This is a genomic window from Gordonia sp. NPDC003504 (genome assembly GCF_053587995.1).
The window spans coordinates 105,980-119,731 of sequence record NZ_JBSFPC010000011.1; the positions used below are offsets into that span (position 1 = coordinate 105,980).

A 13,752-nucleotide genomic window follows, 5' to 3' on the forward strand; every position below is an offset into this window, starting at 1 on the left:
GTGATCAGCCCTCGGCGGCGGTCGGCGCATCCCGGATGTTGATCAGGAACTGGTCCCGCGCAGCGTCGACGATGCGCGTGCGCACATCGTCGACGCCGTCACCGGATGTCGCCTGATCGGTGAGGACGCGCTGGAGTAGAACGGCCGCACCGGGATGGGAGTCGTCGATCACCGACACGAGATCTCGATTCCGTGAACTGCCGACGATCAGTAGTGGGGGAACAGTGAGATCATGTCGAACTGGTTGAGCAGGTTCTGGATGACGTAGAAGATGTCGTTCCAATGATTCATGGGGTGAAAGTCCTTCGGGTTGTGCGGTTTCGGATGTTGATCGTTGGCGGTCTGCGATAACGGTCTGCGATAACGTTGTGCGGTGACGGTGTCTCGGTGACTACTCCTTCTTGCTGATCTGACGCAGTCTGATCTGACGCAGTGCGCCGGTGGGACACAGGGACGTGGCGGTCTGAGCGGCGCCGGGTTCGGGGTGCTCGTCGACGATGTTGGGGTATACCCACTCGTCGAGGTGGATGGACTCGGGCAGCAGGTGCGCGCAGATTCCCTTGCCGGTGCAGGCAATTCGATCGACGACGAGGGTCGGTGCCGGTCCGGATTCGTCGGTGCCGGCCCGGCCGGTGAGCGAGGTCAACCAGGACATGGGTGTGCTCCTGTCAGTGTCAACTCCCTCTGCGTCAACTCACTCTGCGTCAACTCGCTCGGCGCAGACTCGGGTCGGCGAGGCGCTCCGAACACCTCGAGCGCCGACGCGACGAAATCCGCGACGCCGTCGGGGAATCGGCATGCACCGCGGCCGCGCACCATCGCGACTCGACGGGTCAGGTGTGATGCCGCGCCGGGATCGTCGGCGTTGCGGAGGTCGGCGACGGTGGAGGCGATCGCGGGCAGACCGAACATGCATGGCCCGCACTGCCCGGCGGTTTCGGCCGCGGCGTAGTCGAGTGCGGCCGCCACCTGCGCCCACGGATCGGCATCGGCCTCGATCAGACGGACGGTCGCAGCTCCCATGCGAACGTGATGCGGCGCCAACCCGGCCCGAGACCACGCGGTTCGTGACGCGTCGGCGGCCGGCAGGAATCCGCCGCCGAGTCCGCCGAGCCAGAACGCCTGTGCCGCAACGGTCTGACCGCCGGCGAGCCCGAGGAGATCACCGACCCGCGGGCCGGCCTCCGCCTCGACGACTCCGGGTCTGCCGACACCGTTGGCCACTGTCACCAGTCGGGGTCCGGGCTCGGCCCGCGTACCGAAGGAGCGGAACCAGCGCACTCCACGATCGGCGATCTGGGCTGCACGCCACACGGTTTCGGCATTGAGGACGAGCGTCGGCCGGAGTCGGCGACCGTCGTGACCGCGGGCGCCGGCGGTCACCGGCGACCACCGCATCAGCGGACGGGCCTGCCCGCCATGGGCCAGACTCACCAGCGAGGACTCCTCGGAGGCGACGTAGCGGTGCGGTACCGCGACGGTGTCACACCCGTGCTCGTCGAGGATGGCGAGGGCAGCCGAACCGCGATGTGCCGCAACCCGAATCCGGCCGGCGGTCAGCAGCCGGGCGCCGGTGAGAACCGCGTCGAGGCGGTGAGCGATGACCCATCCGTCCTTGGTCGCGTCGATCTCGCCGTCGCAGGCGTTGATGATGAGATCGGCGCCGTGGCGGTGTGCCAGATCCACTTTGACGCCGGTGGGGAACCCGGCGCCGCCCCGCCCGGTGAGGCCTGCGTCGGTCAGCAGGTCGGCGATGGCGTTCATGTCCAACCTCCGATCGCGATCTCGGCGCGCCGGCGGCGATCGGCGGTGCGACTGAGCAGGCGCCACGCGGTGGCCGCCGCCATGACGAGACCGCAGGCCACGGTGACGATCCGCAACGCCTGCTGATCGTCGGCGGACATCATCAGTCCGTGCAGGACCGCGCTCGCCGCGAGCAGATACGACAGCCAGTGCACGGCCCGCCAGACCCGATGGGACAGGCGCAGCCGCAGAATCGACGTGGCGAGCACGAGGATGAAGATGTCGACGGCGATGGCACCCACACCCACCCACATGCGGTGGTAATCGGAGGTGAACGGCACGACCACCGCGATCCATCCCAGGTCGACGTAGGCGTCGAGGACGGCGGTCGAGATGTGGATGGCGACGAACACGGTGGTGCCCAGGGCGAGGGTGCGATGCAGGCTCACCGCGACCGCGGTGAGGGAGCTCTCGGGTCGGAGGCCGACGGCGGTGGCGGCACCGAGCACGACGACCGCGGTGAGCAACATCAGACTGACGATGCCGCAGGCGCGGGAGGCGAACCACAGCCACGGACTGGTCATGACACACCCACCGCAGGGGTTGTGATGCCGGGCCATCCGGGGGCGGTGGTGATCTGGTGATCGGCGGCGATGAGGCACGCCGGAACCCGGCGGGCGGTCAGCCAGTCCGGGGCGCGGTCATCGAGGATGACCGCGGCGGTCGACGCGGCGTTGGCCTGGACCGCCGTCGGTGCCGCACAGGTCGCCTGGGCCCACCGCGTGTGGGCGGGCATCCCGGTTCGCGGGTCGATGATGTGATGCCGGTGGCGCCCGTGCTGTCGCCACGTCCGCAGCCTCGTAGACGAGGTGGCGAATGCCTGGCCGTCGGAGCGAACGACCTGAACCTGTGCGCCATCGGGTCCGAGGACGCCGATCGCCCACCCGTCGTCGGGCACGACTCCCGAGACCGCGGTGTCGCCGCCGAGGTTCACCAGATACCCACCGGAGCCCGACCGCGCGAGTTCCTCGGCGATGGCGTCGGCGGCCCATGCCTTGGCGACGGCACCGAGATCGAGTGCGGTCCCAGCCGGGAGTGTCACCCGGGCGCGCTGTTCGTCGAAGTCGGTGCGCCGCGAGACCGCCTGCCGTGCAGTGTGTTCGGGTGTCGGTCGGGAACCGGTGTCGGTGCGTGCGCGCACGATGTCGATGTCGTCGTCGTATCCGCAGGCGGCCAGCTCGGCACCCAACGATGCGCAGACCAGTCCGTCGGTCAGTCGCTCGGCGTGCACCGCCGCGCCCAGGCATCGGGCGAGAACCTCGCCGACGGGAAGGCACACCGAACCGTCGGGATCGGTGCGGGCGCGCTCGGCGCTCGCGGTATTGATCTGTGCCAGTTCGGAATCGGTGCGGAAGCGGGACGCCGCCCGATCGAGTTCGGCGAGTCGCCGACGCATCAGGGCGGCGGCCTCGTCGAGCTCGTCGGCGACGGTGCAGAGCACCGTGACGGTGGTGCCGATGGCCGAGAACCCGGCCGAGGCGACGGTTTCGGGGCCGGCTGTGGGCACGGCGGGGGAGTCGTGGTGGGTGTCGATCATGATCCGGCCGTCTGGGTCTGAGGTGGTGCGGCCGTCTCGGCGACCGGCGGCGGCGCCTCCCAGCCGCCACCGCCAGCGCCACCGCCGGAGGCCGCACCTGAGCCGCCGCCAGGGCTCTCCGGTTGCACCGCAGTGGGCTCGGGGACAACCACTTCCGGGGCGGTGTACCCGGTCTGCGCCGGCGCCTGTTCGACGGGGGGTTGGTAGGTCCCGGTCGGGGTCACGGCGGTGGGTGTCACGGCGGTCGGGGTCGCGGCGGTTCTGGGCGTCGCCGAACGCGGTGGCACGGGAGCACCCGACGTGCGTGCGGCGGGTCGTCGGGGTGGCGTCGTCGACGACGGGCCGGACGCGGTCGCCACCGTCGTGGAGGCGGCCGACGTCGTGGACTCATTCTCGCCGGCGGACTGGCCGGCGTCGGCGTGGCTCACCGCCAGCTGGCCGGTGAGCCCGGCGGCGGTGAGTGTTGCGGCGGCGAACACTCCGGCGGCCAGGCGCCGGGAGGTGATGATCGCGTTGGCCTGCTTCATGGCGTTGCCGAGAGGAACGTCAGAATCGCCGGTTCGCGGTCGGGATCTCGATGCTGATGGGCATGCGCAGTTCGGCGGCGTACCAGAGGACGAACTGGCGGAGGAATTCGTCGAACAGCCAGTAGGCGTTCTCGGTGATCGGCGCGACACCCAGGATTCCCGAACGGATCTGGAGGAACGGCGGCCAGGCCGTCTCGAGCAGTGGGCTCCACACCGGCTCGCGGGGCACCTGAATCCAATCGGCGAGCTTGGGGCCGAGGATGTAGCGGGTGAAGGCGCCCAGGATCGGCTTCGACAGCAGGCTCAGGTCGAGGTCGTGTCCGAGTTCGAGGAGCTGTTCGGCGAGCACCGTGCCCTCCGGCGTGGGTGCCAGCACCGGGTCGAGGACCTGCTTGGCCTGCGAATTGGCCTCCGCCCAGGACTGCGGCAGGTATTCGTCGCGGATGCCGAGGAAGTGGCCGCCGAGCTGCCAACTGTGCAGGTAGCCCTGGGATTCGTTGCGCGGGATGGGGATTCCCCACTTGACGAGGTTCTGCATGATCGTCGTCGGCAGACTGTGCCAGGTGACCAGCAGGTCCTCCTGGCTTATCGGCACGACGTTGTCGGGCCAGTGCGGCGACTGGGGCAGCAGGTGGCGGACGCCGGCGTGGATCATCCGGGTCTTGATGCAGGTCACGATCATCTGGCCGTCGGGATCGTAGGCGTTGATGGTGCCGATGTCGTAGCCCAGTTTGGCGGTCTTGGCGATCCGGTCCTTGAAGTACACCGGGTGCCCGCCCTTGGAGTAGTACACCGAGCGCGCCTCGTTGGGGATGACGGTGGCCATCATGCCCGCGGCGAAGGCGTACAACACGGAGATGATGGTGTCCTGCTTCTTGACGAAGGTGAACGAATCCGCCAGTTTGCCCTTGTCGGTCCATGACGGCAGTTTGCGGGCCTCGTGGATGAAGTCCTTGAGGTTGCTCGGCAGCGACGCGGGGATGGGCTGATCGTTGCGGACCCATCCGCGGAGGGCGCGGTTGATGGCGGTGACGTCGTGGTGTTCGATCACGTCGGCGATCACCGCGTCGGCCTCGGGGTCCCACAGGTGGCGGGGATCGGCGCCGGCTCCGGTACCGGGCACCGAACCGGCGGGCGACCATGACCACGGTTGTGCGCGTGCGGGTTTGGCGCCGAACGCCATCGATCCCGCGACGGCGAGTGCTCCCGCGCCACCGGCCCGTAGTGCATTCCTTCTGTTCATGTCGACGCTCACTGGTCCCCCGATCTCGATTCGGCATAGAGTTACAGATCGTGTAACTCTGTAACTCATGTATGAAATCACATATTAGTAGCGAAGTGGTATGGACAACGAAAAATCTCCGAGGATGACCACATCGGTCACCGTCGGAGATGGCATTCTCCCGCCCGCCCACGCGGGTTGTGCCTGTTGACGCGGTACCCCGCGCGAATGTGAACCCTTGCTAACTATCGGTTGGTGAACCGTTCACCGATGTGTCGATGAGTGTTGTGCCGTACGACGGCTGAGGCACGCACACTCACTCGCGTGCCACCGGTGACCGAGCATGTCCTGCCACAAGCGGGTCATCGTCGTCCGTGGCGCACCTACCTGTTGTTCCTGGCCATCGTCGGCCCCAATCTCGTTCTGCTGGTGGTGTTCACCTACCGGCCACTGATCGAGAACATCCGGATGTCGTTCTACGACTGGAACATCTCCTCGCCCGGCGCCACCTTCATCGGTACGGACAACTACCGCGAGTGGGCCACCCGATCCGACACGGCGATCATCGTCACGAACACGGTGGTCTTCACCCTCGCCGCGGTGATCGGCAGCATGGTCATCGGACTGGCGCTCGCGGTCCTGCTGGATCGCAAACTGGCCGGACGAAACCTGGTGCGCTCGACGGTGTTCGCGCCGTTCGTGATCTCCGGCGCGGCCATCGGCATCGCCTTCCAGTTCGTCTTCGACCCGAATTTCGGACTCATCAACGACCTGATGGTGCGCACCGGTCTCGGTCCGGCGCCCGACTTCTATCAGCAACCCGGGTGGGCGATGGTGATGATCACGGTGACCTACCTCTGGAAGAACGTCGGGTACACCTTCGTGATCTACCTCGCCGCGCTCCAGGGACGACGCGCCGATCTGGATGAGGCGGCCCTGATCGACGGGGCGGGACCGGTGACGCATTTCCGGCGCGTCCTGCTGCCGCAACTGCGGCCCACCACCTACTTCCTGTCGATCACGGTGATGCTGAACTCGCTGCAGGTCTTCGACATCATCAACGTGATGACCCGCGGCGGGCCGCTCGGCAACGGCACCACGACGATGGTGTACCAGGTCTATGAGGAGACCTTCCGCAACTTCCGGGCCGGCTACGGCGCCACGGTGGCGACCGTCATGTTCGTCGTCCTGCTGATCATCACGGTCCTGCAGGTGCGGGTGATGGATCGGGGCGAGCGATGAACGCATCGACCCGCGCCCGGATCGCCACCGCATCCGGCTACCTCGCGATGGCGGTGGTCGTCGTGGTGGTCGCCCTGCCGCTGATCTGGATCCTGTTGGCCTCCTTCAAGGATCGTTCCGAGATCTATGTGCAGCCCGCCGTGTGGTGGCCGTCGACCTGGCACCCGGAGAACTATCGCGAGGCGACGACATCGGTGCCGTTCTGGCGGTTCCTGGGCAATTCCCTGATCACCGCGGGCGCGTTGACGATCATCAAGTTCGTCCTCGGTGTGCTCAGTGCGTACGGACTGGTGTTCCTGCGATTCCCGTTCAAGAACCTGGTGTTCCTGACGATCATCGCGGCACTCATGGTGCCCAACCAGATCACGGTGATCACCAACTATTCGCTGGTGGCGCAGCTGGGATTGCGCAACACCTTCGTCGGGATCATCGTGCCGCTGGCCGGGGTGGCGTTCGGAACGTTCCTGATGCGCAACCACTTTCTGTCGATTCCGGCCGAGATCATCGAGGCCGCGAGGATGGACGGCGCCGGGCACGTCCGGCTGTTGCTGCGCGTGGTGCTGCCGATCTCGATCCCCACGATGGTGGCGTTCGCCCTGATCACGTTGGTCAACGAGTGGAACGAATACCTGTGGCCCTTCCTCATGGCCGACGATTACCGCGTCGCGACCCTCCCGGTGGGGCTCACCCAACTGCAGAACAACGACGGCCTCACCAACTGGGGGCCGGTGATGGCCGCGACCGTCCTCGCGATGCTGCCGATCCTGCTGATCTTCCTTGTCCTGCAACGCCAGATGATCAAGGGGCTCACATCGGGGGCGGTCAAGGGATGACAGTCATGCGCGCAGGAAACGACATGCACACTCCAGGAGGGGACTCACGATGACCGACATCTCACGCCGCGCGGTACTCACCGGCGCTCTTGCCGCGGCCGGAGCCGCCACGCTCGCGGCCTGCGCCGGTTCCGGCGGCAGCGGCGGCTCGGGCGGGGACGCCAACAATCTCACGTTCTGGTCCAATCACCCGGGCAAGTCGACCGACGTCGAGAAGGAACTGATCTCGCGATTCGAGGCGGCCAATCCCACCATCAAGGTATCCCTCGTCGACGGTGGCAAGAACTACGAAGAGCTGGCCCAGAAATTCAATGCCGCCCTCTCCGGCGGGGACCTGCCCGACATCGTGGTGCTCTCGGACGTCTGGTGGTTCAATTTCGCACTGCTGAAAGCGATCACGCCGCTCGACGATCTCTACGGCGACGCGGGCGTCGACCCGTCGACCTACGTCACCTCGCTCTACGACGACTACCACTGGAACGACAAGCACTGGGCGCTGCCGTACTCGCGCTCGACGCCGTTGTTCTACTACAACCAGGACGTCTGGACCCGTGCGGGACTGCCGAATCGGGGACCCAACACCTGGCAGGAATTCGGGGAGTGGGGACCGCGCATTCAGCAGGCGGTCGGCGACGGCAAGCAGGCCCACGGCTGGGGCAACGCCACCGACTATCTGGGCTGGACCTTCGAGGGGCCCACGTGGACGTTCGGTGGCGCCTACTCCGACGAATGGGACCTGCAGTTCACCAATCCGAAGACCATCGCCGCGGCCACCTGGTTCTCCGATTCCATCAACACCGGCCGCTACGCCAAGATCTCCAATGACATCGCGGGCGACTTCAGTGCCGGGATCATCGCATCCACCGTCGCCTCGACCGGCGACCTGTCCGGAATCACCGACAACGCCCGCTTCGGTGTCGGTACCGCCTTCCTGCCCGCGCCCGACGGGATCAAGGGATGCCCGACCGGCGGTGCCGGACTGGCGATTCCCGCGAACATCTCCCGGGAACGAAAGATCAATGCGCTCAAGTTCATCGACTTCATCACCAACACCGCCAACACGGTCTACTTCTCCCAGAACGTCGGCTACATGCCGGTGCGCAGCGCGGCCGCGTCCAATCCGGCGATGACGTCCTTTCTCGCCCAGAACCCGAACTTCGCCACCGCGATCCAACAACTCCCGCAGACCCGATCGCAGGACTATGCGCGCGTGTTCCTGCCCGGTGCCGACAAGATCATCGGCACCGGATACGAGCGGATCGGACTGCAGAACGCGAACGTGACCGACACACTCGCCGACGTGCAGAGCCAGTTGCAGCAGATCTACGACACCCAGATCAAGTCCAAGCTGCCCAACTGACCTTGCGCGCAGAGTAGACGGAAAGCATAGGCGGAACACCTCATTCATGGCATCCATCACCTTTGACGCGGTCACCCGGCAGTTCTCACCCGACGCGCCGCCGGCCGTCGACGCACTCGACCTCGACATCGGCGACGGCGAGTTCATGGTGCTCGTCGGCCCTTCCGGATGTGGCAAGTCGACCACCCTGCGGATGCTGGCCGGCCTGGAGTCGATCGAATCGGGCCGAATCCTCATCGATGGTGCGGACGTGTCCGGAAAGGCGCCCAGGGAGCGCGACGTGGCGATGGTCTTCCAGAACTACGCGCTCTACCCCAACATGTCGGTCGCGCAGAACATGGGGTTCGCACTCCGCAACGCGGGAATGTCCAAGGCGGACACGCAGGCCCGTGTCCTCGACGTCGCCCGGATGCTCGAGCTCGAATCGTTGCTCGGGCGCAAACCGGCGAAACTGTCCGGCGGTCAACGTCAGCGGGTGGCGATGGGCCGGGCCATCGTCCGTCGGCCGCGGGTGTTCTGCATGGACGAACCGCTGTCGAACCTCGACGCCAAACTCCGGGTGAGCACGCGGGCGCAGATCGCGGCGCTGCAACGCGAACTGGGTACCACCACCCTGTATGTCACCCATGATCAGGTGGAGGCCATGACGATGGGGCATCGCGTGGCCGTCCTCGATCATGGTGTGCTTCACAGGTCGGGACCCCCAGGGAGATCTACCGCGATCCGGTCAACATGTTCGTCGCCGGATTCATGGGCAGCCCGCAGATGTGCCTGGTCGACGTCGAACGCGACGGTCCGGCGGTGGCGTTGGGCGACGCCACGATTGCGGCCCCACCGGGCGCGCCGGCGCGTGTCACCGTCGGCCTGCGGGCGCAGGCGTGGCGCGTCGGGCCGGTGCACGAACCCGAAACGGTCAGAGCCCGAGTGGAATTGGTGGAGGAACTCGGCGCCGAACAGTACATCTACTGCTCCGCCGAGGTGACACCACGGTCCGGGCGGGTGGTGGTGCGCGCCGATCATCACCGGGAGTTCGCCGTCGGGGACGAACTCGGGCTGACCCCGTTGCCGGAGGAGATGCACTGGTTCGACACCGCGACCGGCACCCGGATCTGAGGGGGCTCAGCCCACCTGCGATCCGGCCTGCGTGGCCACGGTTCTGATCCGGTCGGCGCGGCTGTAGATCACCATCGACCCGCCGCGCACGAAACCGGCGAGGGTCAATCCGTGCTCGTCGGCGAGATCGGCGGCCAGCGACGACGGCGCCGAGACCGCCGACAGCATCGGGATGCCTGCCATGACCGCCTTCTGCACCAACTCGAAACTGGCCCGCCCGGAAACCTGTAACACGGTGCCACGCAACGGAAGTCGATCCGCGATCGTCATCGCTCCGATCACCTTGTCGACGGCGTTGTGGCGACCCACGTCCTCGCGGAGTGTCAGCAGCTCACCGGTGACGGCGTCGAAGAGCCCGGCCGCATGCAACCCGCCGGTCTTGTCGAACACCTTCTGCTTCTTGCGCAGTCGATCAGGCAGGGCGAGAACCTGATCGGCGTCGATCACCATCGGGTCGTCGGCGACGGTGAACCGCGACCGGGTCCGGACGGCGTCGATGCTGTCCTTGCCACACACGCCGCACGCGCTGGTGACGGTGAAACTACGGGCCAGGGACGGATCCGGCGGTGGGACGCCGGGCGCGAGCGTGACGTCGAGAACGTTGTAGGTGTTGACCCCGTCGGCGGTGGCGCCGGCGCAGTAGCGCGCCATCGAGACGTCGTGGGCCCGCGCGATCACGCCCTCGGCGACGAGGAAGCCGGTGGCGAGATCGACGTCGTCACCCGGCGTGCGCATCGTGACGACCAGTGGGCGGCCGTCGACGCGGATCTCCAACGGTTCCTCGACGGCGAGGACGTCGGCCCGCGACGTCGGTTCGGCACCCTGCCGGACGCGGACGACGCGGCGTCGAGCGGTGATGCGTCCCATGGCCTCACGGTACCGCGCGAACCGTTGGTCCGTTCGGACGACGTGCCCCTCCCGGGGCGCTGACCTGCACATCGCCGGTCTAAAGTGAGCTCACGCCAACCCCGATCGGATGGAGTCGCGATGACCTGGCCCGGACCGGATCCGCAACAGGACCCATGGGCTCGGCCCGCGTCGCCGTACGGGCCGGGGGCATATCCGCAGCCGGGCCCGAGCCCGCAGCCGTATCCCCAGAATCCGTACGCACAGAATCCGTACGCGCAGAATCCGTACGCACAGAATCCGTATCCCCAGAATCCGTACCCTCAGAATCCGTACGCTCCTGGTCCGTATCCACCGAATGCCGCCGCGCCGCAGTTCTATCCCGGCGGCCTTCCGCCGGCGGGGCCGCCACCGCGGCGTGGATCGGGTGGCGTCTGGGCCGTCGTGATCCTCTGCGTCGTCGTGGTGATCGGTGCCGTCATCGGCGGAGTCGTCCTCCTGAGCCAATCCGGTTCGGGTGGGGTGCTCGCGTCGTCGAGCTCCGATGAGCAGGCGGTGCGCGCGGCCTACGAGGGATACACCCAGGCGTTGAGCACCTACGACATCGAGGGCGCCAAGGGATACATCTGCCCGGAGTCCACCGAGCTTCTCGGAGTTCTCGATCTCCTCGGCGCGTTCGCGCCGGAGGGTGAGACCGCCGATGTCGACCTCGATGTGCAATCAGTGGAGATCGACGGTGATCGGGCGACGGTCACGGCCTCGATCTACGCACCGACACTCAACATGTCCGACGTCCCCGGGCACGCCCGCCGGATCGGTGACGGCTCGTGGTGCCTGCTGGACTGATGGTTCCTGCGTGACTGGCCCGCTTGGCGCGGGTGGTTCTCGTCCGCGCGCCTGCTCCACGCTCGCGCGCGTCGTGCAATGACCGCGTGGGGGCGGGGGTACCGCGCGGACGTGGAGCGCCCGCGCGAGTGGGGCGGGACGTCGATCGTGTCAGACCTCGACGGTGATCGTCACCGGTCCGTCGTTGACCAGGTGGACGGCCATGTGCGCGCCGAACCGGCCGGTCGCCACGGTGGCGCCGGCCGACCGCAGCGCCTCGACGACGGCGTCGACGAGTGGTTCGGCCACCGGTCCGGGGGCCGCGGCGTTCCACGACGGCCGACGGCCCTTGGCGGTGTTCGCGTACAGGGTGAACTGGCTGATCACCAGGATCGGGGCGTCGACGTCGGCCGCGGATACCTCGCGGACCTCGCCGTCGCCGTCGAGGATGCGTAACCGCCAGATCTTGTCGGCGAGTGCGGCCGCCTGCGGCGGGCCGTCGTCGTGGGTGACCCCGACGAGGACCACCAGGCCTTGCCGGCCGTCGGTGAGGTCGAGCTCGCCGACCGTCGTGTCGTCGACGATCACCCGGGCCGCGGTCACCCGCTGGATCACTGCTCGCATGAGCAGTCAGGGTAATCCGGGCGCGGTCGGTAGGCTGCTGTGGCCATGGGCAAGAAAACACGGCCGGGGAAACGCGGCGGCACCAAGAAGCAACGCCCACGGCACCTGCGTCCGGTGCCGTCCGCGCCGCGGGAGTCCTCGCGGGCGGAGGACCAGCCGCTGATCGCGTCGATCCGAGGAGCGTTGCGGTCCGAGGAACCGCTCGACCTGCTCATCGCCGTCAGTGGCCTCCTCGAGGTCACCGACGCGCGCAGGGACCTGCTGGGTCGCGGCGATGTGGCCGAACAGCGTGAGACCCTGATCGAGTCGTTCCTGGAGATCTCCTTCGCGGAGACGACGGCCGCGCTGATGGTCATTCGCGAGTTCCTGCCCGACGAGGTGCTCGGCGCCCGGATCACCCGGGAACTGGCCTCCCGCCGGCAACCGATGCCGGACTGGCTGCGTCATCTCGGCGACGTCCGGGTGACCTCCGGGGTGTCACTGGTGACCCACGAACTCGGCGACGGCGACGACTACATGTTCACCGTCGCCTTGTCGTCGGGACACGAGATATCGGTGGTGGCATTCCTCGACCACAACATGGGCTCGGCGCTCAAGGACGGCTTCGTGGTGCCCAGCGGGCACGAGGAACTGCTCGACCACATCCGCTCCAGTGCGCCGAGGACGCAGTCCGCGCCCACCATCGAGGCGGTTGACCCGGTCACCGCTCGCGCGATCATCGAGCGTGCCGGCGAGGACGGCAGAAGGGTGTTCCCGCCGCCGGAAAGTGACTCCTGGCCGATGTGCCGGCCGCTGGTGGAATGGCTGGTGCGTCTGCTGCCGCCCGGTGGTGTCGTACCCGAGGCGCGGGAGTGGTCGGCCGAGGACCTCGACGAACTCACCGAGGTCTTCTTCGCCTCCCCGTACGGCCGGGACATCGACACCCCCGAGGCGCGCGACGCGGTCGAGGCGTTCCTGTGGCTCGTCGAGGCCGATCCGCTGCGGTGGAGCCCGGTGGTCGTGGAGATCCTCCTGCTCGACCGCATCCCGCGCAAGGTCCGTTTCGATCCGCAGGAGATGGCGGGCTATCCCGACGTCATGCGCGCCTTCGTGCGATTCGCCCACGCCGAGCAGGAGGTCACCGCCGCCTCGACCGCCGAAACCCTGCGTGCCATCGATGAATACGAGCCGGACTACCTCCGCGAGATCCGCCGCAGCGATCGGCCGTCGAGTGCGGACATGCTGGCACACGCCCTGGGGTCGGCACTGACCGGCGCGGACGAACCGTCGGCGCTCGGTTCGGCCGAGATCGCCCTCTCGCGGCTCGACCGTATGGTCGGCGGCCGGCCGGCGTTGCTGGCACTTGACGATCGGCCGCTGCCCGACGAGGAGTTCGAGACCGCCGGTATCGCCCCCGACATCGTCGACGCCGTCGCGGACATCGGTGCGCTCTGCGACGCCGCGGCCGACGAGTTCTTCGATGTGGAGCACCGAACGGCCATGCGCCGCTTGCTGTCCCGTGTCGCACGAAACGATCCGGCGGTATTTCGACGCCGGGCATCGGTGGCGAGGTCGGCGGCCTCGGCCGGCTGGATCATCGGCCGGGCCAATCACACGTTGAACGGCGAGTTCGCCACCATGACCGTGGGCGACTTCGTCTCGTGGTTCGGCGTCTCGGGGAGCGTGTCGCAGCGGGCCGGTGCCCTGCTGGCGGCGATCGGTGTCCATCCGGCCGGCTCCGCGGCGATCGAACTCGGCACCGCGGACCTGCTGACCTCGCAGATGCGCCGAGACATCATCGAACGTCGCGATCGGGCGTTGTCGCAGGTGTGACGGCACGC

Annotated in this window: 14 protein-coding genes and 1 pseudogene; 6 read left to right on the forward strand and 9 right to left on the reverse strand. The window is 67.5% G+C overall.

Annotated elements, in window-relative coordinates; all coding sequences use genetic code 11:
* Positions 1–4: 4 nt before the first annotated feature.
* The 7 genes from ACWDPV_RS18770 to ACWDPV_RS18800 form a co-directional block, all read right to left on the reverse strand.
* Positions 5–178, reverse strand: a complete 174-nt coding sequence (locus tag ACWDPV_RS18770) for a hypothetical protein (protein ID WP_449744176.1) — start codon at positions 176–178, stop codon at positions 5–7.
* A 213-nt stretch (positions 179–391) separates the two neighbouring features.
* Positions 392–655: a ferredoxin gene (locus ACWDPV_RS18775; RefSeq protein WP_449744177.1), complete on the reverse strand. Its 264-nt coding sequence runs from the start codon at positions 653–655 to the stop codon at positions 392–394.
* A complete protein-coding gene (locus ACWDPV_RS18780; protein ID WP_449744178.1) occupies positions 643–1,764 on the reverse strand; it encodes an NADH-ubiquinone oxidoreductase-F iron-sulfur binding region domain-containing protein in 1,122 nt (373 codons plus the stop codon). Before ACWDPV_RS18780 ends, ACWDPV_RS18775 begins: the two co-directional genes overlap by 13 nt.
* The gene (locus ACWDPV_RS18785) at positions 1,761–2,327 is read right to left on the reverse strand and encodes a ferric reductase-like transmembrane domain-containing protein (RefSeq protein ID WP_449744179.1); all 567 of its coding nucleotides are present in this window, start codon (positions 2,325–2,327) and stop codon (positions 1,761–1,763) included. Before ACWDPV_RS18785 ends, ACWDPV_RS18780 begins: the two co-directional genes overlap by 4 nt.
* Positions 2,324–3,340, reverse strand: coding sequence for an FAD:protein FMN transferase (locus tag ACWDPV_RS18790; protein ID WP_348804536.1), 1,017 nt, complete (start codon positions 3,338–3,340; stop codon positions 2,324–2,326). Before ACWDPV_RS18790 ends, ACWDPV_RS18785 begins: the two co-directional genes overlap by 4 nt.
* Positions 3,337–3,867, reverse strand: coding sequence for a hypothetical protein (locus ACWDPV_RS18795; protein ID WP_449744180.1), 531 nt, complete (start codon positions 3,865–3,867; stop codon positions 3,337–3,339). Before ACWDPV_RS18795 ends, ACWDPV_RS18790 begins: the two co-directional genes overlap by 4 nt.
* Before the next feature lie 19 nt (positions 3,868–3,886).
* Positions 3,887–5,110: an oxygenase MpaB family protein gene (locus ACWDPV_RS18800; RefSeq protein WP_449744181.1), complete on the reverse strand. Its 1,224-nt coding sequence runs from the start codon at positions 5,108–5,110 to the stop codon at positions 3,887–3,889.
* A gap of 303 nt (positions 5,111–5,413) precedes the next feature.
* Here ACWDPV_RS18800 and ACWDPV_RS18805 point away from each other — a divergent pair, with 303 nt between their 5' ends.
* The 4 genes and pseudogenes from ACWDPV_RS18805 (at position 5,414) to ACWDPV_RS18820 (ending at position 9,637) form a co-directional block, all read left to right on the forward strand.
* On the forward strand, positions 5,414–6,331 hold the full coding sequence (locus ACWDPV_RS18805) for a carbohydrate ABC transporter permease (RefSeq protein ID WP_348804533.1): 918 nt from the start codon (positions 5,414–5,416) through the stop codon (positions 6,329–6,331).
* A complete protein-coding gene (locus tag ACWDPV_RS18810; RefSeq protein ID WP_348804532.1) occupies positions 6,328–7,164 on the forward strand; it encodes a carbohydrate ABC transporter permease in 837 nt (278 codons plus the stop codon). Before ACWDPV_RS18805 ends, ACWDPV_RS18810 begins: the two co-directional genes overlap by 4 nt.
* A gap of 49 nt (positions 7,165–7,213) precedes the next feature.
* The gene (locus tag ACWDPV_RS18815; protein ID WP_449744182.1) at positions 7,214–8,524 is read left to right on the forward strand and encodes an ABC transporter substrate-binding protein; all 1,311 of its coding nucleotides are present in this window, start codon (positions 7,214–7,216) and stop codon (positions 8,522–8,524) included.
* A gap of 46 nt (positions 8,525–8,570) precedes the next feature.
* Positions 8,571–9,637, forward strand: a pseudogene (locus tag ACWDPV_RS18820) (ABC transporter ATP-binding protein).
* Between the two features lie 6 nt (positions 9,638–9,643).
* On the opposite strand, the gene fdhD reads toward ACWDPV_RS18820, so the two are convergent.
* Positions 9,644–10,504: a formate dehydrogenase accessory sulfurtransferase FdhD gene (gene fdhD, locus ACWDPV_RS18825; RefSeq protein WP_348804529.1), complete on the reverse strand. Its 861-nt coding sequence runs from the start codon at positions 10,502–10,504 to the stop codon at positions 9,644–9,646.
* Positions 10,505–10,624: 120 nt separating this feature from the next.
* Between fdhD and ACWDPV_RS18830 the strand changes: the two genes are divergently transcribed.
* Positions 10,625–11,329 carry a hypothetical protein gene (locus ACWDPV_RS18830; RefSeq protein ID WP_449744183.1) on the forward strand — a complete coding sequence of 235 codons (705 nt, stop codon included), beginning with the start codon at positions 10,625–10,627 and terminating at the stop codon, positions 11,327–11,329.
* A gap of 150 nt (positions 11,330–11,479) precedes the next feature.
* Here the strand turns inward: ACWDPV_RS18830 and dtd are convergent, their stop codons facing one another.
* Positions 11,480–11,932 carry a D-aminoacyl-tRNA deacylase gene (dtd, locus tag ACWDPV_RS18835; RefSeq protein WP_348804527.1) on the reverse strand — a complete coding sequence of 151 codons (453 nt, stop codon included), beginning with the start codon at positions 11,930–11,932 and terminating at the stop codon, positions 11,480–11,482.
* A 45-nt stretch (positions 11,933–11,977) separates the two neighbouring features.
* On the opposite strand from dtd, the gene ACWDPV_RS18840 reads away from it, so the two are divergent.
* Entirely contained in the window at positions 11,978–13,744 is a 1,767-nt protein-coding gene (locus ACWDPV_RS18840) for a hypothetical protein (RefSeq protein ID WP_348804526.1), read from the forward strand.
* Positions 13,745–13,752: the final 8 nt, after the last annotated feature.